General features: G+C 56.7%; 21 protein-coding genes and 1 tRNA gene. 14 read left to right on the top strand and 8 right to left on the bottom strand.

All coding sequences use genetic code 11. From position 1 onward, the window contains the following. Positions 1 to 143 precede the first annotated feature (143 nt). Positions 144 to 758, bottom strand: coding sequence for a protein-methionine-sulfoxide reductase heme-binding subunit MsrQ (gene msrQ, locus ALB80_RS20810; protein WP_050606024.1), 615 nt, complete (start codon positions 756 to 758; stop codon positions 144 to 146). A 4-nt stretch (positions 759 to 762) separates the two neighbouring features. Next, a complete protein-coding gene (msrP, locus tag ALB80_RS20805) occupies positions 763 to 1,665 on the bottom strand; it encodes a protein-methionine-sulfoxide reductase catalytic subunit MsrP (protein ID WP_050606023.1) in 903 nt (300 codons plus the stop codon). A 283-nt stretch (positions 1,666 to 1,948) separates the two neighbouring features. Here msrP and ALB80_RS20800 point away from each other — a divergent pair, with 283 nt between their 5' ends. The 3 genes from ALB80_RS20800 to ALB80_RS20790 all read left to right on the top strand — a co-directional run bounded on the left by ALB80_RS20800 (position 1,949) and on the right by ALB80_RS20790 (position 4,561). Continuing rightward, complete coding sequence (locus ALB80_RS20800) at positions 1,949 to 2,863, top strand: hypothetical protein (RefSeq protein ID WP_157054297.1); 915 nt, start codon at positions 1,949 to 1,951, stop codon at positions 2,861 to 2,863. A gap of 162 nt (positions 2,864 to 3,025) precedes the next feature. Further along, entirely contained in the window at positions 3,026 to 3,841 is an 816-nt protein-coding gene (locus ALB80_RS20795) for a cyclase family protein (RefSeq protein WP_050606021.1), read from the top strand. A 96-nt stretch (positions 3,842 to 3,937) separates the two neighbouring features. Further along, on the top strand, positions 3,938 to 4,561 hold the full coding sequence (locus tag ALB80_RS20790; protein ID WP_253276945.1) for a class I SAM-dependent methyltransferase: 624 nt from the start codon (positions 3,938 to 3,940) through the stop codon (positions 4,559 to 4,561). A gap of 53 nt (positions 4,562 to 4,614) precedes the next feature. Here the strand turns inward: ALB80_RS20790 and clpB are convergent, their stop codons facing one another. Continuing rightward, positions 4,615 to 7,233, bottom strand: a complete 2,619-nt coding sequence (gene clpB, locus ALB80_RS20785) for an ATP-dependent chaperone ClpB (RefSeq protein WP_050606020.1) — start codon at positions 7,231 to 7,233, stop codon at positions 4,615 to 4,617. Positions 7,234 to 7,359: 126 nt separating this feature from the next. Beyond that, positions 7,360 to 7,677 carry a hypothetical protein gene (locus ALB80_RS20780; protein WP_050606019.1) on the bottom strand — a complete coding sequence of 106 codons (318 nt, stop codon included), beginning with the start codon at positions 7,675 to 7,677 and terminating at the stop codon, positions 7,360 to 7,362. A gap of 140 nt (positions 7,678 to 7,817) precedes the next feature. Here ALB80_RS20780 and pyrF point away from each other — a divergent pair, with 140 nt between their 5' ends. Further along, positions 7,818 to 8,522, top strand: a complete 705-nt coding sequence (pyrF, locus tag ALB80_RS20775) for an orotidine-5'-phosphate decarboxylase (protein WP_050606018.1) — start codon at positions 7,818 to 7,820, stop codon at positions 8,520 to 8,522. A 336-nt stretch (positions 8,523 to 8,858) separates the two neighbouring features. Beyond that, the gene (locus ALB80_RS20770; RefSeq protein WP_050606017.1) at positions 8,859 to 10,112 is read left to right on the top strand and encodes a DNA polymerase IV; all 1,254 of its coding nucleotides are present in this window, start codon (positions 8,859 to 8,861) and stop codon (positions 10,110 to 10,112) included. A 2-nt stretch (positions 10,113 to 10,114) separates the two neighbouring features. On the opposite strand, the gene ALB80_RS20765 is transcribed toward ALB80_RS20770, so the two are convergent. After that, complete coding sequence (locus ALB80_RS20765; protein WP_050606016.1) at positions 10,115 to 10,975, bottom strand: N-formylglutamate amidohydrolase; 861 nt, start codon at positions 10,973 to 10,975, stop codon at positions 10,115 to 10,117. A gap of 148 nt (positions 10,976 to 11,123) precedes the next feature. Here ALB80_RS20765 and ALB80_RS20760 point away from each other — a divergent pair. From ALB80_RS20760 to ALB80_RS20735, 6 genes are all read left to right on the top strand, one after another. After that, positions 11,124 to 11,198, top strand: a tRNA-Val gene (locus tag ALB80_RS20760). 90 nt (positions 11,199 to 11,288) lie between these two features. Beyond that, the gene (gene ykgO, locus ALB80_RS22045; protein ID WP_008755722.1) at positions 11,289 to 11,414 is read left to right on the top strand and encodes a type B 50S ribosomal protein L36; all 126 of its coding nucleotides are present in this window, start codon (positions 11,289 to 11,291) and stop codon (positions 11,412 to 11,414) included. 114 nt (positions 11,415 to 11,528) lie between these two features. Continuing rightward, the gene (locus ALB80_RS20750) at positions 11,529 to 12,689 is read left to right on the top strand and encodes a sialidase family protein (protein WP_050606014.1); all 1,161 of its coding nucleotides are present in this window, start codon (positions 11,529 to 11,531) and stop codon (positions 12,687 to 12,689) included. Between the two features lie 185 nt (positions 12,690 to 12,874). Beyond that, on the top strand, positions 12,875 to 13,891 hold the full coding sequence (locus tag ALB80_RS20745; protein WP_050606013.1) for a Fe(3+) ABC transporter substrate-binding protein: 1,017 nt from the start codon (positions 12,875 to 12,877) through the stop codon (positions 13,889 to 13,891). Between the two features lie 118 nt (positions 13,892 to 14,009). After that, positions 14,010 to 14,564, top strand: coding sequence for a helix-turn-helix domain-containing protein (locus tag ALB80_RS20740; RefSeq protein WP_050606012.1), 555 nt, complete (start codon positions 14,010 to 14,012; stop codon positions 14,562 to 14,564). Then, the gene (locus tag ALB80_RS20735) at positions 14,561 to 15,082 is read left to right on the top strand and encodes a GNAT family N-acetyltransferase (RefSeq protein ID WP_050606011.1); all 522 of its coding nucleotides are present in this window, start codon (positions 14,561 to 14,563) and stop codon (positions 15,080 to 15,082) included. Before ALB80_RS20740 ends, ALB80_RS20735 begins: the two co-directional genes overlap by 4 nt. 14 nt (positions 15,083 to 15,096) lie before the next feature. Here ALB80_RS20735 and phhA read toward each other — a convergent pair whose 3' ends face one another. Further along, positions 15,097 to 15,897 carry a phenylalanine 4-monooxygenase gene (phhA, locus tag ALB80_RS20730; protein WP_050606010.1) on the bottom strand — a complete coding sequence of 267 codons (801 nt, stop codon included), beginning with the start codon at positions 15,895 to 15,897 and terminating at the stop codon, positions 15,097 to 15,099. 119 nt (positions 15,898 to 16,016) lie between these two features. Here phhA and ALB80_RS20725 point away from each other — a divergent pair, with 119 nt between their 5' ends. Further along, entirely contained in the window at positions 16,017 to 16,475 is a 459-nt protein-coding gene (locus ALB80_RS20725) for an Lrp/AsnC family transcriptional regulator (protein ID WP_050606009.1), read from the top strand. An 89-nt stretch (positions 16,476 to 16,564) separates the two neighbouring features. Beyond that, positions 16,565 to 16,792: a LysR family transcriptional regulator gene (locus tag ALB80_RS22950; RefSeq protein ID WP_083445412.1), complete on the top strand. Its 228-nt coding sequence runs from the start codon at positions 16,565 to 16,567 to the stop codon at positions 16,790 to 16,792. Between the two features lie 13 nt (positions 16,793 to 16,805). On the opposite strand, the gene ALB80_RS22780 is transcribed toward ALB80_RS22950, so the two are convergent. After that, a complete protein-coding gene (locus tag ALB80_RS22780; RefSeq protein WP_253276944.1) occupies positions 16,806 to 17,045 on the bottom strand; it encodes a hypothetical protein in 240 nt (79 codons plus the stop codon). Here ALB80_RS22780 and ALB80_RS22035 point away from each other — a divergent pair. Continuing rightward, a complete protein-coding gene (locus tag ALB80_RS22035; RefSeq protein WP_371256012.1) occupies positions 16,938 to 17,174 on the top strand; it encodes an oligopeptide/dipeptide ABC transporter ATP-binding protein in 237 nt (78 codons plus the stop codon). The two genes, ALB80_RS22780 and ALB80_RS22035, sit on opposite strands and share 108 nt — an antisense overlap. Before the next feature lie 87 nt (positions 17,175 to 17,261). On the opposite strand, the gene ALB80_RS20715 is transcribed toward ALB80_RS22035, so the two are convergent. Continuing rightward, the gene (locus ALB80_RS20715) at positions 17,262 to 20,051 is read right to left on the bottom strand and encodes a bifunctional aconitate hydratase 2/2-methylisocitrate dehydratase (protein WP_050606007.1); all 2,790 of its coding nucleotides are present in this window, start codon (positions 20,049 to 20,051) and stop codon (positions 17,262 to 17,264) included. Positions 20,052 to 20,079: the final 28 nt, after the last annotated feature.

Genomic DNA, 20,079 nt, shown 5'->3' with positions numbered 1-20,079 from the left:
CCATCTAATCTGCTTTTCGATTATAATTCAAAAGCTTAATCACCTCTACGCTCGCCAAGAACTGCCGAAACCTGGTGACGTCACCCCAAAATTTGTGGCGCCGACCCCTTATGCACACAGTTACCCACAGACTCGGCGGCGAGTCAGACGGAATCTGCAGCTTTGGATCTGGAAACGACACTTGGAATCGGCAAACGAAGGGCAAGAAGAGTGAGAATGATCGTTAGATAAACCAGCGGCTCGATCTGAAACCCTTTGGCAAGCATGACGTAGTGCAATGCACCCAGCAATGCGGTCGGATACATCAATCGGTGAAGCTTGCGCCAACGCCGCCCCAACCTGCGCACCGACCAGTTGTTCGATGTCACCGCCAGCGGCAACATAAGAAGGAAAGCAGCCATGCCAACGGTGATATAGGGGCGCTTGAGGATATCCGCCCAGATCTGGCTGGGAAGCTGTACATCCAATACCAGCCAAACCAGAAGATGCAGACTGACATACGAGAACGTCAGAACTCCGATGGCGCGCCGAAACTTCATCAGGTTCAAACCCGCAAACCGACGCATGGGAGTGATTGCCAGACCGGCGATCAGAAGTTGCAGGGCCAGTTCACCATAGCGATGCTCCAACGCTTCGATCGGATCGATACCCAAACCTCCGGTCAGGCCGAGATAAAACAGCCAGGGCGCAGGCAGAGCCCCTAGCAGGTACACGACCCATACCGGAATACGGCGGAATATCTGGTTCACGGCCTGCATGATCTTAGTAGTTCTTAGCCAGATCCATGCCTTCATATAGGCCGGCGACTTCTTCTTCATAACCGTTGAACATAAGCGTGCGGATCCGCTTGGCGAACAAACCGCCGCCAATGCGACGCTCGGAGGCCTGAGACCAACGCGGATGATCCACATTCGGATTCACATTACTGTAAAACCCATATTCGCGCGGGTTGGACATGTTCCAGCTTGTGGGCGGCTCTACATCGGTCAGTGTGATGCGCACAATCGACTTGATCGACTTGAACCCGTATTTCCATGGAACCACCAACCGCAATGGCGCACCGTTCTGGTTCGGAATCGTTTTCCCGTAAATTCCGGTGGCCATGATCGTCAGCGGATGCATCGCCTCATCCAGACGCAGCCCTTCGCGATATGGCCATTCAAGTATCGGGAAACGTGTTCCGGGCATTTCATCCGGGCGGTACGCGGTTTCAAGGGCCACATATTTTGCGCCCTCCTTCACACCAGCCATATTCAGAAGGTCCGCAAGTTCGAACCCGTTCCAGGGAATGACCATTGACCACGCCTCGACGCATCGGAAGCGGTAAATCCGCTCTTCGATGGTCATTTCGGACAGAATATCCTTGAAGTCAAAATCACCCGGGCGATCCACCAGACCATCTATCTTGACACTCCAAGGTTCGGTCACAAGCGATCCGGCATATTTGGCCGGGTCATCCTTTCCGGTCCCGAACTCATAATAATTGTTGTAGGTCGTGATCTCTTCCCACGTGTTCGGCTCCAGCTCCTCCTGCGCCGCCGCCGGGCGTGCCATCGCGGTCAGTCCGACACCTGCCAGACCGGCCATCACCTGCCGCCGGTTCAGGAACGCCGCCCTAGGGGTGACGTCGGCTTGTGTCAAGGTATTAGTCCAGCGATGCGCCATATGGGTCTCCGTTACGTACATCTGTCTCTGTTAAGGTATAGTGCTGATAGCACAGCGCCACCGAAACAGGCGTAACGATTGAGCGAAGTGACTGTAACGTTCCCCAATCGGCCATCTCACACGCAAACCCGCTCTGAACACCGGTACCGATTATCTTCGGAAAAATCTGGCAACTCTGGAAGAAAATCCGATTATCCGCGCGCAACCATTGATTGTCTCAGGTATCAAAATACTCGTCATTAGAACCCTGCCGCTTTCCTTCGCCATACTCTGGCGCTTCATTGTGACCTTTCCGCTTCTTGTGATCGGCTTGCTGGTCTATGGCCTCATCAGCGGTGTGATCGCAGGGGTCGTTGGCGGGTTGCTCAACCTGATCCTTCCGGGTGCATTCACTCTTGTCCTGATTCTGGTCAGCGCATCCTCCAGTGTGATTCCCGTCATCGTTAGGACCCGGTTTGGCTTTCAATCCCGCCACATCCGAGCAAACAACAGCTACACCGGGTTGATCTTTCCCGCACTGACGTACGGAGCATTGGAAATCATAGTTATCGGGATGTCATTTGCACCGGCTCTGGGGTTTTTGCTTTTATCGACTGGGTCTGGAATTCCGGAATTGGTATCGCTGCAAAGCACAGTTCTGGATGAGCTTACGGGCGCAACCAGCCCGATGATACTTGCTGTGGTCCTGCCCTTTCTTGCTGCTTGCGCCATCCGGGCAAGCCTGCTGGTTCCTTTGGCTTCCGCCTCAATCGGACGAGATCCGCACAGCCGCACACATACGCCGTTCGCAAACTTTGACGCTTCGTTCTGGTCGTTATTCCTTCTGGTCATCTTCAGTTATCTGTTGACGGTGGTGATTTTTGTCCTGGTTTACGGGGGTCTCCAGCTGTTCGCAGACATCGGGGCAATTGAAGCCCTACTGAACGAGCTGGAGGCCATGATAGACAACAAGGCTCCAATTCGGTTCAGCTGGTCAATGGCCAGTATTGTTACAGGCTATTTCATTGTCATGCTCTGGATTTTCAGCCTCCAATGTACCGGAGGCTTACTGGGGTTTCTAAGGCTTGCTCCTGCGAAAGAGCACAGTCACGAAACTCAGGCCACGCGCGCACAGACGCCGGGCCCTGCGGCCTCGGCCCCACGCCGGTCAGCCGAAGACCTGCGCACATTGCGAAAAAGCCGACAATCCCGACCCTGAGTTTCAAGCGTTCGGAATCCACTTCTGACACAGGGCATTTTGCCTGCAACCTTTACAAAAGCTTCGGCCAACCTGCACTGTGACAGGCAGGCAGCACGCGCTCTCTGGCGCGTCGCTTGTCTGATATTGCAGCCGTTCCGCCGCAAAAAGGGAGGAAGAAATATGTGTGACATCTGTGTAATGAATGCCGTCAAGGACAGGATGCTGTCTCGCCGCGGGTTCTTCAAAGCTGCAGTTGCGACAAGCGTTGCCGCTGTCGCAACCGGTGGTACGGCCCCCGCATCTCTGGCCGCAGGACATGGCGGCATCGAGGACATGACCCACACGCTCAGCCCTGAATTCCCGACATGGGGCGGTGAGCCCGGCATTTCGGCCGAGCAATCTTTCAACTTTGCGGATCACGGGTTCAACCTGTTCAACTTATCGATCAATGAACATACAGGCACTCATATCGACGCCCCGCTGCACTTTTCGGCGGATGGCACCTCGGTTGATGAGATTCCGGTCAACGATCTGGTCGCGCCTTTATGTGTGGTGGATATCGCCGCGCGGGCAGCAGACGATGCCGACACACGTGTCACACCGGACGATCTGAAGGCATGGATATCGGCGAACGGAGACATCCCTGACGGTGCCTGCGTGGCGATGCATTCCGGCTGGGGTGGAAAAACCGCCACAGACGCGTTTCGCAACTTCGATGGCGCAGCGCAACATTATCCGGGCTTCCATGTTGAAGCGGCGCAGATGCTGATGGAGGACACCGGCGCGCGGTCTATAGCCGTGGATACACTGTCGCTGGATCATGGCATGTCAGCAGATTTTGCCACCCATTATGCATGGTTGCCTTCAGGTCGGTTCGGGATTGAATGCCTGGCCAATCTGGATCGGGTGCCAGCATCCGGCGCGACACTCGTTATCGGTGCGCCAAAACATGCAGGTGGCACCGGTGGGCCAGCGCGGATTTTTGCGTTGGTGTGAATCTATGAGCGAACAACCAAACTGGCTTGCCTGTATTGTTGGTCAGTTTCTCACTGTGCGCACCAAACACCTTGGGCCCAGAGGGCACATCAACCTATGGAAAAGACGACTTCAGACACTACTTTGCACTATGACACCGCCGCACCAAAATGGCGGGACAAGATGCGCACACTTGGCTACTACGATGCGTATCTTAGGTTTCTCTCAGCAGAACAACGCGCGCCTGAGCCCAAGTCGCGTGTTGTTGACATAGGCGCTGGGACAGCCTCCTTCGCAGAAGCTTGGGTCGCCATTCATGGACCGCCCAGTGAAATGACACTGCTTGAACCCAGTCACGTCATGGTAAAGCAAGGCCAAGACGCATTGCGCGCGCGGGGAGTGGAGCCGAGCATTGCACAAGGAATGCTCGGCTCTGTAGAGCTCAAACCCGCTGATGTAGCATTGGCGGCGCATGTGATCGAACACTGCCCGGACGCCTTGAATGCGCTCGAGCAGATACGCGACCTTCTGCGACCCGGCGGGCGTTTGTATCTGGTCGTGTCAAAGCCGCATTGGTGCAATGCGATCATCTGGCTGCAATGGCGACACCGCACGTTTCGCAAGGAACAGATTCTAGGTCTTCTGGAGAAGGCAGGGTTTACCTGCGACCGTGAGTTTTCTTTTCCCGCAGGCCCACCATCACGGACAAGCCGGGGTATCCTAGCCCATCGAAGGGTTTGAAGGTATTAAGATAAAGACCCGCCGGAATGGCGGGTCTTCTGTTTTGGCCAGGCTTAATGCACCACAGCATCATCCGGGCGTGGTCGTTCTGACGTCCCCAGCCGGTCACCGATGATCAGACCGTCAGCGCCAGCCGTTACAGGCACAGTCTCACCATCCTTGATCTCACCCGCCAGCAGCGCTTCGGCCAGTGGGTTCTGCAAGGCGCGCTGAATCACGCGCTTCAACGGACGCGCACCAAAGACCGGGTCATAGCCTTCGTCAGCCAGCCATTCCTTGGCACCATCGTCCAGCACCAGCTCGATCTTGCGGACGGCCAGACGTTTCTGCAGGCGTGCCATCTGGATATCGACAATGCCATCCATATCGGCCCGCTTGAGCCGGTCGAAGATGATAGTCTCGTCCAGACGGTTCAGGAACTCAGGTCGGAAATGCGCCCGGACTGCATCCATCACGTCGCGCTTGGCCTGTGCGCTATCGGCCCCTTCGGGCAACTGGCTGAGCGCCTGCGACCCAAGGTTCGACGTCAGGATGATCAGCGTCTGCTTGAAGTCCACGGTGCGGCCCTGACCATCGGTCAGCACACCATCATCCAGAACTTGCAACAGCACGTTGAACACATCCGGGTGCGCCTTTTCGACCTCATCAAACAGCACAACCTGATAGGGCCTGCGCCGCACAGCTTCGGTCAGCACACCGCCTTCGTCATAACCGACATAGCCCGGGGGCGCACCGATCAGACGGGCGACCGCGTGTTTTTCCATGAACTCGGACATGTCGATGCGCACCATCGCGTTGTCGTCGTCGAACAGGAAATTCGCCACAGCCTTGGTCAGTTCGGTCTTACCCACGCCGGTCGGCCCCAGGAACAGGAACGAACCCAGCGGGCGTCCTTCGTCATTCAGGCCCGCACGCGCACGGCGCACAGCGTTGGACACAGCCGTGACTGCCGCATCCTGTCCGATCACGCGGGAATGCAGATCATCTTCCATCCGCAGCAGTTTCTCACGCTCGCCTTCCAGCATTTTCGAGGTCGGGATGCCGGTCCAGCGTTCGACAACCGAAGCGATCTGTTCCGGACGAACAGTTTCCTCAGCCATCATTGCGTTGCTTTCGGCGTTCTCGGCCTCGGTCAGTTTTTTCTCAAGCTCGGGGATGACGCCATAGGACAGCTCCCCTGCCTTCGCCAGATTGCCTTCCCGCTTCGCGATTTCCAGATCAGCCCGTGCCTTGTCGAGCTGCTCTTTCAGATCACGCGCGCCCGCCAGCTTGTCACGCTCAGCCTGCCATTGCGCGGTCATCTCTGCGGATTTCTCCTGCAGATCGGCCAAATCCTTTTGCAAGGTTTCCAGACGATCCTTCGAGGCCGCGTCGTCCTCAAGCTTCAGCGCCTCTTCCTCGATCTGCATCTGCAGAATCTGGCGATCCAGCTGATCGAGTTCTTCCGGCTTGGAATCCACCTCCATCCGCAACCGCGACGCCGCTTCGTCGACCAAATCGATGGCTTTGTCAGGCAGGAACCGGTCAGTGATATAGCGATGCGACAGCGTCGCCGCCGACACCAACGCCGAGTCCGAGATGCGCACGCCGTGGTGCAACTCGTACTTCTCTTTGATACCGCGCAGGATGCTGATCGTGTCCTCAACGGTGGGTTCAGCCACGACAACAGGCTGGAACCGGCGCGCAAGGGCCGCGTCTTTTTCGACGTACTTGCGGTACTCGTCCAGTGTGGTCGCGCCGATGCAATGCAGCTCTCCCCGGGCAAGCGCGGGCTTGATCAGGTTGGCGGCATCCATCGCACCGTCGGATTTCCCGGCCCCGACCAGCGTGTGCATCTCGTCGATGAACAGGATGATCTCACCGGCGGCCTCGGTGACCTCGGTCAGAACGGCCTTCAGTCGTTCTTCGAACTCACCACGGTATTTCGCGCCTGCAATCAGCGCCCCCATGTCGAGCGCGAGCAGCTTCTTGTCCTTCAACGATTCCGGCACGTCGCCGTTGATGATGCGCAGGGCCATACCTTCGGCAATCGCGGTTTTACCGACGCCGGGTTCCCCGATCAGAACCGGGTTGTTCTTGGTCCGACGCGACAGAACCTGCATCGAGCGGCGGATTTCCTCATCCCGCCCGATGATCGGGTCGATCTTGCCTACGGCAGCCGCCTCGGTCAGGTCGCGCGCGTATTTCTTGAGCGCGTCATAGCCCTCTTCCGCAGACGCGGTGTCCGCGGTGCGGCCCTTACGAATGTCATTGATCGCCTCATTGAGTTTCTGGGCGGATACGGCACCGGCCTCCAACGCCTCTTTGGCCTTGGATTTGACCAAGCACAGCGCCATCAGCACCCGTTCAACGGGCACAAAACTATCACCCGCCTTGGTGGCAACCTTCGTGGCCTCGTCTAGAACCTTGGCAGTTTGGCCGTCCATGTAGATCTGGCTCGCGTCGCCGCTGACCTTCGGGATCTTGCCCATGGCCGCATCCAGCGCCTCAACCACGCGGTTCGGCGCACCGCCTGCACGTGTGATCAGGTTGCTCGCCAGCCCTTGATCATCATCCATCAATGCTTTGAGTATATGTGTGGGCTCCAACCTCTGGTGCCCCTCGCGCAGCGCAATGGTCTGCGCCGCCTGCACGAATCCCCGTGCCCGCTCGGTGAACTTGTTCAAGTCCATGATATTCTCCTTTTCCAAGCGCCCCGTTTTGACATGCCCGCTTGGCGGCACATATCGGTCGAAGCCTCACATTCAATCTGGGAAATATCTTTACCGGTTCAAGAGGCTAAGACGCAGACATCGCCACTATTCGCGCTGTATGGTGAATACGGTGTAGCCCCCGGTCTCGGCGACCTGAACTGCACCCAGATCAGCCACCAGAGACTGCGCTGCGGCACTTCCCGTCGGGCATGACACCAGATCAGCCGTGTGATCCAGGAAGTTACCAGTAAAGGCCGTTTCACCCGTAAGCTGACACCAATCGTCTTCAGATCGATAGCCGCCCACAAGACGTAAATCATCATTTGTAGGTGCCGGTGCTGCCCCGGTTTCCGGTGTTTCAGGCGGAGTTTCCTCACATGCAGCCAGCGCAACCAACACGCCCAGCACAACCAGCTTTTTCATTTTCTGTCCCTTACTGTGAAATCAAATGCTCAATTCCAGTACGATAACACAAAAAGACACGCCCTGCGTCCGGCATCTCAGATGGACAGAGTGTGCCGAACCCGCTAGGACGCAGACGTTTGCCAAAAAGGAGCGCCCCCATGTCCGATGACCGCCTTATAGTAGCCCTCGATGTCCCCAACGCCCTGCAAGGGCTGGCCATGGCTGAACGGCTGGGGGACAGTGTGTCCTTCTACAAGATCGGGCTGGGAATGCTGACCGGCGGCGGGTTGGCGTTGGCCAATGAACTGAAACAGGATCTCGGCAAGCGCATTTTTCTGGACATGAAGCTGTTCGACATTGGCAATACGGTTGAAAACGCGGTGCGGGGGCTGGCGCAGTTCGATCTGGATTTCCTGACCGTACACGGCGACCCGCATGTCGTGCGTGCCGCGAAAGAAGGTGCCTCGGGCAAGGATCTGAAGATCCTCGCTGTGACGATCCTGACTTCGCTGAACCGTGATGATCTGGACGCCAGCCTTTTGAAAAACGGCGACGTGCAGGAATTGGTCGTCGAACGTGCCGCCAGGGCGCTCGAAGCCGGGGCAGATGGCGTCATCGCCAGCCCGCAAGAGGCCGCCCTGATCCGCGCCCTGCCCCAAGCCGAAGGTCGCCTGATTGTCACGCCCGGTGTACGCCCTGCCGGTGCCGCTCTTGGTGATCAGAAACGCGTGGCGACGCCGGCCAACGCGGTTCAGGATGGCGCGGATCATATCGTCGTTGGCCGTCCGATTTATCAGGCGACAGATCCAAAAGCCGCTGCCGAGGCCGTTCTGGCAGAGTTAAATTCCTTGAAAATTCACTGACTGGACCAGCCGATTTCGTCCGGTTTGTGCCTCCGGTTTGCCAGATAACAAGTTGACCTTAGGTCAATTTTTCGAAGAACCGCGCCAAATCGTCCCTGTGCCGGAAAACACACATTCAAAAAGTGAGTTTTAGAAAAGCGGTCTTCATCCTATCGAAAACCGAAAAACTTGGCGATTCTTAAGGGGAATTACTCCCCAACGGACCATTTCTTCCTGAGGTTCGTTACTTCCCCCCGCGACGTTGCGGGGGGTTTTCTTTTCATGAATGATCTTTGATCGCGGTTGGGGGATGATATAAGGGACCCCAAGCCAACTGCGGAGCACACGAGGTCGCAGATGCACGGTCTTTGCCGAGATTGCCTGACACCTTTGACGAACGAGCAGCGCTGCCCGGCCTGCGGTAGCCCCAGGGTCAAGTCGCACCCCGAGCTGTTTGACCTGTCCATCGCTCATATGGATTGCGATGCTTTCTATGCCTCGGTGGAAAAGCGCGACAATCCCGAACTTGCGGACAAGCCGGTCATCATAGGTGGCGGGAAGCGGGGCGTAGTGTCGACGGCGTGTTACGTGGCGCGAATACGCGGCGTAAAATCCGCGATGCCCATGTTCAAGGCCCTACAGCTCTGCCCGGAAGCCGTCGTGATCAAACCGCGCATGTCCGTTTACGCTGAAGTGTCGCGCGATACACGTGCCATGATGGATGAGCTGACTCCGGTCGTTGAACCACTCTCTCTGGATGAGGCGTTCATGGATCTTTCCGGCACCGAGCGATTGCACGGGGTACCCCCGGCCGTCATGCTGGCGCGTTTGGTCAAACGCATGAAAGAAGAGTTGGGCGTGACGGGGTCTATCGGGCTGAGCCACAACAAGTTCCTGGCCAAAGTCGCTTCAGATCTCGACAAGCCGCGCGGCTTCTCGGTTATCGGCAAGGCCGAGACGGCAGACTTCCTGAACGACAAATCCGTAAGGCTGATCTGGGGCATTGGCCCAGCAGCACAAGAATCGCTGGACCGGGCAGGGATACGAACGTTCAACGATCTACTGCGCTGGGATCAGGAGGCACTAACTGCACGCTTCGGCGCAATGGGGTATCGCCTGTGGCATCTGGCCCGCGGGCAGGACAAACGCCGTGTCTCGGCGCATGAGCCGATGAAGTCGATAAGCAATGAGACCACATTTTTCGAAGACACCGCCAACCTCGAGATTTTGGACGGGCATTTGTGGCGCATGGCCCTGAAAGTCTCGGACCGGGCCAAGGCCAAGGACCTGGCGGGGCGAGTTGTCACGCTCAAGCTGAAGAAGGCCAACCACAAGACCCTGACCCGACGCGTGTCCCTTCGGGATGCGACGCAGATTGCCGACCGGATTTATCGCACGGCAAGGGGGCTTTTCGATCAAGTGGGTGATCAGGGACCCTATCGGCTTTTGGGATGTGGCCTGTCTGATCTGTGCTCGGCAGATCAGGCCGACATCTCGGGCGACCTGCTTGATCCCGGCGCCGCCCGCAGATCGCAGGCGGAACGGGCTACCGATGAGATCAGGCAAAGGTTCGGCTCAGATGCCATTGTGAAAGGCCGCGCGCTGCGCTGAGGTTACTCTGCCGCCAAACGAACCGGTTCCGACCCGATGCTTGCAATTTCGCGCACCACCTGTCGCAAGAGTTTCGAAAACGCCATGAAATCAGCGTTTGGTGCGATCCTCTCTTCGTCCATGTAAAGCGCGCGGTCGATTTCGATCTGAATGGCGTGCTGATGGCGACCCGGACGCCCGTAGGTCTGGGTGACATAGGCCCCGGCAAACGGCGCGTTGCGCGCCACGTTGAGACCTGCCGAGGCAAAGGCCGATTCGACAAGATCCACGATTTCCGAAGACGCGGATGCACCAAACCGATCCCCTAGCACGATCTCGGGCCGTTTGCTGCGGGCCGTGCCGGCCATGGAAACGGCCTCATGCGGCATAGAATGGCAATCGACTAGAATCGCCTGACCAAATTTTTCCTGCGATTCGGCCAGCAGGGATTTCAGCCGGGCGTGATAGGGGCGCCAGTACGTATCGATGCGCAGCCGCGCTTCATCCATGGTCAGCTTTCCGCTGTAGATCGCGCGACCATTGGCCACGACGCGGGGAATCACTCCCAACCCTGAAGCAACGCGGGGATTGTGCCCATGTCTGCGCGCACCGCTGATCAGGGCTGGGTCCAGCTCGTCGAGGCTGCGATTCAAATCCAGATATGCACGCGGCATGGCTGCTTTGATCAAAGGCGCACCGTTTTCCGCCGCAGGCGCAAATAGCTGGTCCACGAATGCATCTTCTGATGACCGAATCACATTTTGATTCAACACGGATCGCTTCAGAAAAGCCGCCGGATACTCTCGCCCGCTGTGAGGAGATGAAAAAACCACGCACGAGGTGCGGTTTTCGGGCATGTCCAAGACATAAGCTGCGTTATGCATGATCCCTCCATGTTCGTAATCAACATAGACCGGAAAATAGTTCTTCCAAACCCCTTGAACCCCTGAACGACTCCTTTTATAGACCCCGCTACCGGCGCGGGTATCCGCGCCCCATTTCGTTATGGGGCTGGGCACGCAAAGGGAAAGTGGGCGGTTAGCTCAGCGGTAGAGCACTTCGTTGACATCGAAGGGGTCACAAGTTCGATCCTTGTACCGCCCACCATCGTTTCATTGTTCCGGATTTCCGGGACACCCGCTAACCCAGGCGCTGGCCACGTCCTTGATGAAGGCGCCGCAGATTGGAGACAGACCCATGAAGGTCAAGAACTCGCTCCGCTCGCTCAAGAACCGGCACCGTGATTGCCGTATTGTGCGTCGCAAAGGCCGCGTCTACGTGATCAACAAGACGCAGCGCAAGTTCAAAGCTCGCCAGGGCTAAGAACTGCACAACACTGTTTTGAAGAACCGCGCTTCCCAGCGCGGTTTTTTTTGTTTTCTGCAACTTTGGGCGTGGCGTGGTACACTTGCTCCGATAATACGGAGCGCGAAGACCATGCTGGAACACGGCATCGATGTGCTGGTGGGCACGACCAAGGGCGCCTTTATAGTCTCTGGTGCCCAGGGCAGATCAGACTGGAAAGTATCGGGCCCACATTGCGACGGCTGGCCGATCAACCACGTCATCGGTGATACCGAAACTGGCACTCTTTGGGCCGGAGGCGGCGGCGACTGGCATGGTGCCGGTGTCTGGAGATCTGAAGATGGCGGTGAAACCTGGGAGGTGACGAAACTCACCAACGGTCAAAGGGACGAATGGGCCGCGAACGACCCTGATTTTGCCCAGATGATTGGCTGGACCGGAGAGCCCGCGCCTTTCGCTGACGCGTTTTCGCAAATCTGGTCTCTGCGCCATGAGCACGGAGCGCTATACGCTGGAACCAAACCGGCCCGTCTGCTGGTCAGCAATGACAATGGTCGGACATGGGACACAGTAGAGGGTCTGACCAACCATCCTTCAGCACCCGACTGGAATCCTGGCGGCGCGGGTCTGGTTCTGCACACGATCGTGGTGGATCCAAATGATGCCAAAAAGCTTTGGGTTGGCATCTCGGCGGCAGGTGTTTTTGCGACCGAGGATGGTGGTGCGAGCTGGGAGCGACGCAACAGGTTGTCCAATGCCGAAGCCTGTGCGCACCACGATCATCCAGCGGCCCCCAGAGATGGCGAGACGGGTCATTGCGTCCACAACATGGTTCAAGCCCCGGGAACCACGGATCTGCTGTATCAACAAAATCACCACGGGGTCTGGCGTTCGCCCGACGGAGGACGCAGTTGGGAGAACATCACCGAAGGCCTACCGTCTACCTTTGGGTTTCCGATCCATGTTCACCCGCGCGACCCAGACACGATCTGGACATTGCCTTTGAATGGCGACAGCATCGGGCGCTATCCGCCGGATGCAGCGGCTGCGGTGTGGAAATCCTCCAACGGAGGTGCAACATGGCAAGATCAGCGGCGCGGCCTGCCACAGGAGAGCTGCTATTTCACTGTATTGCGCCAGGCCATGGCCGGAGACCGCCGAGACCCTGCAGGCATCTATTTCGGGACCAACAGCGGATCTGTTTTTGGCAGTGTTGACGAAGGGGATACCTGGGAAGAAGTGGCGCGCCATTTGCCCACGATCCTTGCCGTTGAAGTACTCGATCGCGGGTGATCCACTTGGTTTTGATCCCTCTTATTCAAACAACTCGCTGATGATGGGGTAAATCCCACATCATCCCCTGCGATTATTTGACCAAGTAAATCTGTCGGATTTCCTTGCATCCCACCGAGAATCGTATAATTGAGAAAATCAGTCGGGTTACAGACCGGCACGAAATTCAATTGTTGGGACACACTATGCTGAAATCCACAACCTGCCTGGCTGCCGCTCTGTCGGCATTGGTCGCGACCTCCGCCGCCGCCGAAGGTGAACTGAACCTGTATTCGTCGCGCCACTATGATACTGACGAACGTCTGTACACCGACTTCGAAGACGCCACTGGCATCAAGATCAACCGGATCGAAGGCAAAGCCGACGAGTTGATTGCGCGTATGGAAGCGGAAGGCGCGAACTCTCCTGCAGACGTGATGCTGACAGTCGACACCTCGCGACTGGCGCGCGCCAAGGATGCAGGCATCCTGCAGGCGATCGACAGCGAAATCCTGGAAGACCGTGTTCCCGCCAACCTGCAAGACACAGACAACCAATGGTTCGGCTTCTCACAGCGCGGGCGGATCATCTTTTACAACAAAGAGAACGTCGCCACCCCCCCAGCCACTTATGCCGATCTGGCAAAGCCAGAATACAAAGGTCTGGTCTGCATCCGGTCGTCGACCAATGTTTACAACCAGACCCTGCTGGCTTCGATCATAACCCACGAAGGCGTAGACGCGGCCAAGTCCTGGGCAGCAGGCATTGTTGCCAACATGGCGCGTGATCCGCAGGGCGGTGACACCGACCAACTGCGCGGCATCGTTTCTGGTGAATGCGATATCGCCGTGTCGAACACGTATTACTTTGCGCGTTCAATCCGCAAAGACGTCAAAGGTCTTTCGGCTGATCGCGACATGATCAGCTGGGTTTTCCCAAACCAGGACAGCTATGGCGCGCACATGAACCTATCGGGCGGCGGTGTTGCGGCGCACGCACCAAACAAGGAAAACGCCATCCTGTTCCTCGAATATCTGGCGAGCGATAAGGCGCAACAATACTTCTCGTCGGGCAACGACGAATACCCAGCCGTTCCAAGCGTAGAACTGGCCGAGTCGGTTGCCACACTGGGAGAGTTCAAGGCTGACGGAGTGAACCTGTCCGAAGTTGCCAAGAACATTCCCGAAGCACAGAAGATCTTTAACGAGGTTGGCTGGAAGTAATCTTCCAAATCGCTGACGGCTTTAAAGGGTGCGGAGTTTTCGCACCCTTTTTTTGTTTGTATTTTGTTTTATTCGAAGTATTTTTTTCTTATCTGAGAATTTTTCCACCATGTGCTCTATGCTTGATACCCTTTCAAACCGCCTTGCCAATCGACTGAATGAGCTGCGTCGCGGGCGCGGGTGGTCTCTGGACCAGCTGTCTGAGCACAGCGGCATCAGCCGTGCCACTCTGTCACGTATGGAGAAGGGCGATGTCAGCCCAACGGCAGAAAACCTTGGTCGTCTCTGTGCCGCGTATGACCTGCCAATGTCACGCCTACTCATGATGGTCGAGGACAGTTTTGATCCCAAGATCCCGCTTGAACGTCAGACCGAATGGAGCGATCCCGAAACAGGCTACACCCGCCGCGCGGTTTCACCCCCCGCAAATGGTCTGAACGCCGAGGTCGTTGAAGGCCATCTGCCCCGGAACACGGTCATTACCTATGATACGCCTCCCAAATCGGGGCAAGAGCATCACCTGATACTGATAGATGGAGCTCTTACGCTGACCGTCGATGGAACGCCGCACAGCCTGAGCGCAGGGGATTGTCTACGCTATCACTTGTCTGGCCCGACCCGGTTCGAAACAGGCGTGGCACGGGGTGCCCGATATCTTCTGGTGCTGGTATGATCACACGTCTGACCGGTTCCGATTTTGACGCAGCACTGGATGATCTGACCGATGTTTTGCACGCCTGTGTCCATGATGGGGCCAGTATTGGCTTTATCCTGCCATTTACTCTGGAAGACGCGCGGTCCTATTGGCAGCAGAACGTGCAGCCCGGTTTAACCGCGGGTGCATTGGACGTCTTTGCAGCGTATGATGGCCCACGCGTTTTAGGCACCGCGCAGTTGATCCCGGCCACGATGCCCAACCAACCCCATCGCGCCGATGTGGCAAAGCTTTTGGTTCACCCAAACGCCCGGCGTCGTGGATATGGCCGTGCTTTGATGGAGGTATTGTTTCAACGCGCCCGCGACTTGCACCGCACGATGCTGGTATTGGACACGCGCAGCACCGATCCCTCCCGGCTGCTGTATCAAAGCCTCGGGTTTCAGATTGCAGGGGAAGTACCGAATTATTGCCGCAACCCGTTCGAACCCAGGTTGGAGCCGACAACTTACATGTACAAAGACCTGTCCGCCTGAAGGTGGCGGCGCGACTACTCTGCTGCAGTGACCTTTTCGGGAAACTTGTTTGGCAGCAACCCCAAACCACGCGCGTGCCGAATATCAGCCAGAAGGTCACGCTCGGCCGCTTCAAACAGATCCTCAGGGTCATCCAGAACGAAATACCCCATCTGGTGCATGTCGATCCGGTACGGCGTGCGCAGGATGGTCAGGATGTCAAACGGGTCCCGGTCCGGGATGTCGCTGCTCACGGCATAAACCAGCTCGGTCGGCGAAGACGCCAGTCCCGATCCCAACGCTTTGATCTGGCCGTCCTGGCGGCGCAAACCGAACTCGATGGAAAACCAGTACAGCCTGATCAGCCAGGCATAATCGGCATCCGTCGCCTGCTGACCTGCCCGCCCGATGGCATGGCTGAACGCGGCAAAGCGCGGGTCGCTCAGCAAAGGGGTGTGTCCGAAGATCTCATGAAAGATATCCGGCTCTTCAATATAGTCGAAATCCTCACGTGACCGGATAAAGGACGCTGCGGGAAAGACGCGATCCGCCAGCATACCAAAAAACGTCTTGAATCCGATCAGGGCCGGAACCGGCTGTACCCGCCACCCCGTCATGTCCAGCAACCGATCCGAGATATCCGCGCAGGACGGTACCTTGGTCTTCGGCAAATCCAGCCGGGCAAGACCGTCCAGATATTCGCGCGCCATATAACGCTGCACATTCTCCTGTTGCGCTGCATATAGATCCGTCCAGACAGCGTTTTCTTCATCTGTATAGGCAATGTGGCCACGCGCGTCGGCGATCTTGGCGACGTATTTGGTCGATTTAGGCATCCGTATCCTCCTGCTTGGAAACAGGATACCGCGCCAAGCCCGGCAGATTTGTTTTGATAAATGGTAATTCTGCACTAAAATGAACGAAATAATTCATCTTCTCTCAATCGGTGCAACAAATGCTCCATTCTGCCGACATCGATATCCTGCGAGAGCTTCAGATCAGTGGACGTCTGTCGATGCAGGAGCTGGCAGATCGGACCGGGTTGTCGGCCTCGCAATGCTGGCGACGTGTACGCGATCTTGAAGCAAGCGGAGTGGTTACAGGATATCGCGCGCAAGTCCCCGCCAAGGCGGTTGGCCTGAATGCCATCGCCTATGTTCATGTTGCACTCAAGGACCATCAGGAAAAAAGCATCGCCGATTTCCTCCGTCTAGTCGAAACTGAACCGCAGATCGTCGAATGTGCCTCGATCACCGGGGATCATGATTTCATTCTGAAAGTCTATGCCAAGACGCCCGAAGATCTGGAGATTTTCATAATGCAGCGCCTGTTGAAATCCGGCCTTGTCCGCGACACCCGCAGCAACTTCGTTCTACGGCAAACTAAGACCCGCGGACCATTGCCCATCCTTTAACGGTGTACGGTTGTGCGCGTTTTTGATTGTGTCCCACCCGGTAGAAAAGCGAACCTCAGTTAAAGCAAAACCACGAGGCGGATACCCTTGTGAAGTCAAAGATCAGTCTCAAGCAACTGCAGGCTCTGAAAGCGGTAACTCGGCTTGGTAGCTTCACTCTGGCCGCAAAAGATCTGAGTGTCTCTCAGCCAACCGTTTCCAATTTGGTCGTCTCGCTCGAGCAACAGTATCAATGTCGTCTGCTTGATCGATCAGGGACCACAGTCACGCCAACGCCGCTACTCAACACGATCAGAACCGCGACGAGATCAACGTGATCGTTTATCTGGGTCATGGTAAACCGATGCAGGGTGTTCCGGCGGAGCCCAAGACTGTTTCGTTCATCTCGGACGACGTACTGGCCCGCGACATCGCATACGCACCAAACTGTTCTTCGCACCCAAGCATCCGTACACACATGCCCTGCTCAGCGCGATTCCAACTGCTGACCCGGATGCAGTGTTCGATCCGATCCGGTTGCAGGGTGAGATTCCAAATCCGCTGGCTGCCCCTTCCGGATGCCGGTTCCATACACGCTGTCTGTTTGCAAAAGAACGATGCAGTTCGGAACAGCCCGAATGGCGCGAGCATGAGCCAGAACATTTTGCAGCGTGCCACTATGCCGACGCGTTCGACTTCAGTCGGAAACGCAACAGCTGACCCAGTAGCGCTTAAGCTTTGTTCACAAACGAAAAACCCGGCCACCTGAGGGGCCGGGTTTTCTGTTTTTCCAATCTAAGACTGGCTTCAGAAGTGAGCCGACTTCGTGCCCGCCGGTTTTTCCATCGGAGGGGCGAACTTTGTAAGATCGATGCCTTCAACAGCGGTCTTGTATTCGTCGATATTGGGCGTCCGACCCAAGATGGCCGACAACACCACAACCGGGGTCGAAGCCAGCAGGCTTTCGCCTTTCTTGTCGGGCGCATCTGCCACGACGCGGCCCTGGAACAGACGGGTCGAGGTGGCAAGAACCGTGTCACCCTTGGCGGCTTTCTCCTGGTTGCCCATGCAGAGGTTACAGCCCGGACGTTCCAGGTACAGAATGTTCTCGTACTCGGTACGTGCTTGCTGTTTCGGGAACAGGTCGTCGAATTCGAAGCCCGAGTATTTCTCGAGCACTTCCCAGTCGCCCTCTTCCTTCAGTTCGTCGATGATGTTGTAGGTCGGGGCCGCGACCACCAGCGGTGCCTTGAATTCGACTTTACCGGCTTCCTTCTCAAGGTTCTTCAACATCTGGGCGACAATCTTGATGTCACCTTTGTGCACCATGCACGAACCAACAAAACCCAGATCCACATGCTTTTCAGCATTGTAGTACGAGATCGGGCGGATCGTATCGTGAGTGTAACGCTTGGAGACATCGGAGTTGTTGACATCCGGGTCGGCGATCATCGGCTCTACGATTTGATCCAGATCGACGACAACCTCAGCGAAATATTTCGCGTTGTCATCGGGTTGCAGAGCAGGTTTTTCACCCGATTTGATCCCGGCGATGCGCGCATCCGCGATATCGATCAGCTTTTGCAGCATACCGTTTTCATGCTCCATGCCCTTGTCGATCATGATCTGGATACGCGACTTGGCCAGCTCCAGCGAGCCGATCAAAGTCTCATCATTCGAGATACAGACCGAGGCCTTGGCTTTCATCTCGGCAGTCCAGTCGGTGAAGGTGAAAGCCTGGTCCGCCAACAGCGTCCCGATATGCACTTCGATCACACGGCCCTGGAAAACGTTGTCGCCATGCTGTTCCAGCATCTGCGCTTGTGTTGCGTGCACCACATCGCGGAAATCCATATGATCCGCCATTTTGCCTTTGAAGGTTACTTTGACCGATTCCGGGATCGGCATCGAGGCTTCGCCGGTCGCGAGCGCCAATGCCACGGTCCCCGAGTCCGCACCAAAGGCCACGCCCTTGGACATACGGGTGTGGCTATCGCCACCGATGATGACAGACCAGTCATCCACGGTGATGTCGTTCAGCACCTTGTGGATCACGTCAGTCATCGAATGATAGACGCCTTTCGGGTCACGCCCCGTGACGAGGCCGAAGTCATTCATGAATTTCATCAGGCGCGGCGTATTGGCCTGCGCTTTCGCATCCCAGACTGACGCAGTGTGACAGCCCGACTGATAAGCTCCATCAACGATCGGGGACACGACGGTGGCGGCCATCGCCTCAAGTTCTTGCATGGTCATCAGGCCGGTGGTGTCCTGCGACCCCACGATGTTGACCTTCACGCGCACGTCCGAACCTGCGTGCAGGGTCTTGCCCGGCGTTGTGCCCACGGCGTTCTTGTTGAAAATCTTCTCGACCGCGGACAGGCCCTGGCCGTCGTGGCTGATTTCTTTGGATGGTGCAAAAACCAGCGGCGCTTCGACGCCCAGTGTTTCGGCCGCTAATGTCTGCAGCTTCTTGCCAAAGACGATGGCGTAAGAACCACCAGCCTTCATGAATTCCACTTTTTGGGGAGTGAAAGACGAGGACACGTCGACCAGTTCGTCGCCATCTTCACTTAGCAGTTTGTGGTCTTTGGTGTTGATCTTCAGAACCGTACCTGTGGCGACCGAATACTTCTCTTCAAGGATCGGGTTGCCGTCGTTGTTCAGGATCGCGTTGCCGTCTTCGTCCACCTTCTTGACCCAGTTTTTCAGGTCAAGACCGATGCCACCGGTTACACCAACGGTGGTCAGGAAGATTGGCGAGATGCCGTTCGTGCCCGCGACGATTGGGGCGAAGTTGACGAACGGCACATAGGGGCTGGCCTGTTTACCGGTCCAAAGCGCCACGTTGTTCACGCCGGACATACGCGACGAGCCCACGCCCATGGTCCCCTTTTCAGCGATCAGCATGACGCGTTTACCAGGGTGCTGAAGCTTCAGATCCTGGATTTCCTGCTGCGCTTTCTCCGAGATAAGGCATTTGCCGTGCAGTTCGCGATCAGCACGCGAGTGCGCTTGGTTGCCCGGCGACAGCAGGTCAGTGGAGATGTCGCCTTCGGCAGCAACATATGTGACGATTTCGATTTCCTCGTCGATGTCGGGCAGCTTGGTGAAAAATTCGGCCTTGGCATAGCTTTCCAGGATGTCCCGCGCGATTGCGTTTCCTGCATCAAGCGCGGCCTTCAGACGGTCGGTATCAGCATCATAGAGGAAGACCTGCGTTTTCAGCACCTCGGCCGCGTTGCCAGCAATTGCAGCGTCATCACCCAGAGCAAGATCCAGAAGAACCTCGACCGAGGGACCACCTTTCATATGCGACAGCAATTCGAACGCAAAGTCCTGCGAGATTTCTTCGACGTCCGCTTCGCCCAGAATGATCTCTTTCAGAAAGCGGGCTTTTTCACCGGCGGCGCTGGTTGTACCGGGTAGCGTGTTATAGATGAAGAAGTTCAGCGAATCCGCGCGGTGTGCGTTTTGGGGATCGCGAATCTGATCAATGACCTCTTTCGCCAAGGCCCCATCGTCGATGGGTTTAGGGTTCAGGCCCTGCTCTTTGCGAGACTCGATTTCGTTCAGATATTCAGTATAGAGGCTCATGACGTGTCCGACCATTTAGCTGGGTGTA

The sequence above is a fragment of the Ruegeria sp. 6PALISEP08 genome (genome assembly GCF_001238295.1).
Taxonomy (GTDB): Bacteria; Pseudomonadota; Alphaproteobacteria; order Rhodobacterales; family Rhodobacteraceae; genus Ruegeria.
The sequence above is the reverse complement of the archived record's forward strand: the minus strand, read 5'-3'. Positions and strand labels throughout refer to the sequence as shown.

Excerpts from the sequence above, each read along its gene's own strand:
- msrQ (WP_050606024.1), bottom strand. The coding sequence starts at position 758 with ATGCAGGCCGTGAACCAGATATTCCGCCGTATTCCGGTATGGGTCGTG.
- msrP (WP_050606023.1), bottom strand. The coding sequence starts at position 1,665 with ATGGCGCATCGCTGGACTAATACCTTGACACAAGCCGACGTCACCCCT.
- ALB80_RS20795 (WP_050606021.1), top strand. The coding sequence starts at position 3,026 with ATGTGTGACATCTGTGTAATGAATGCCGTCAAGGACAGGATGCTGTCT.
- ALB80_RS20790 (WP_253276945.1), top strand. The coding sequence starts at position 3,938 with ATGGAAAAGACGACTTCAGACACTACTTTGCACTATGACACCGCCGCA.
- clpB (WP_050606020.1), bottom strand. The coding sequence starts at position 7,233 with ATGGACTTGAACAAGTTCACCGAGCGGGCACGGGGATTCGTGCAGGCG.
- ALB80_RS20780 (WP_050606019.1), bottom strand. The coding sequence starts at position 7,677 with ATGAAAAAGCTGGTTGTGCTGGGCGTGTTGGTTGCGCTGGCTGCATGT.
- pyrF (WP_050606018.1), top strand. The coding sequence starts at position 7,818 with ATGTCCGATGACCGCCTTATAGTAGCCCTCGATGTCCCCAACGCCCTG.
- ALB80_RS20770 (WP_050606017.1), top strand. The coding sequence starts at position 8,859 with ATGCACGGTCTTTGCCGAGATTGCCTGACACCTTTGACGAACGAGCAG.
- ALB80_RS20765 (WP_050606016.1), bottom strand. The coding sequence starts at position 10,975 with ATGCATAACGCAGCTTATGTCTTGGACATGCCCGAAAACCGCACCTCG.
- ykgO (WP_008755722.1), top strand. The coding sequence starts at position 11,289 with ATGAAGGTCAAGAACTCGCTCCGCTCGCTCAAGAACCGGCACCGTGAT.
- ALB80_RS20750 (WP_050606014.1), top strand. The coding sequence starts at position 11,529 with ATGCTGGAACACGGCATCGATGTGCTGGTGGGCACGACCAAGGGCGCC.
- ALB80_RS20745 (WP_050606013.1), top strand. The coding sequence starts at position 12,875 with ATGCTGAAATCCACAACCTGCCTGGCTGCCGCTCTGTCGGCATTGGTC.
- ALB80_RS20740 (WP_050606012.1), top strand. The coding sequence starts at position 14,010 with ATGCTTGATACCCTTTCAAACCGCCTTGCCAATCGACTGAATGAGCTG.
- ALB80_RS20735 (WP_050606011.1), top strand. The coding sequence starts at position 14,561 with ATGATCACACGTCTGACCGGTTCCGATTTTGACGCAGCACTGGATGAT.
- phhA (WP_050606010.1), bottom strand. The coding sequence starts at position 15,897 with ATGCCTAAATCGACCAAATACGTCGCCAAGATCGCCGACGCGCGTGGC.
- ALB80_RS20725 (WP_050606009.1), top strand. The coding sequence starts at position 16,017 with ATGCTCCATTCTGCCGACATCGATATCCTGCGAGAGCTTCAGATCAGT.
- ALB80_RS22780 (WP_253276944.1), bottom strand. The coding sequence starts at position 17,045 with ATGGAACCGGCATCCGGAAGGGGCAGCCAGCGGATTTGGAATCTCACC.
- ALB80_RS20715 (WP_050606007.1), bottom strand. The coding sequence starts at position 20,051 with ATGAGCCTCTATACTGAATATCTGAACGAAATCGAGTCTCGCAAAGAG.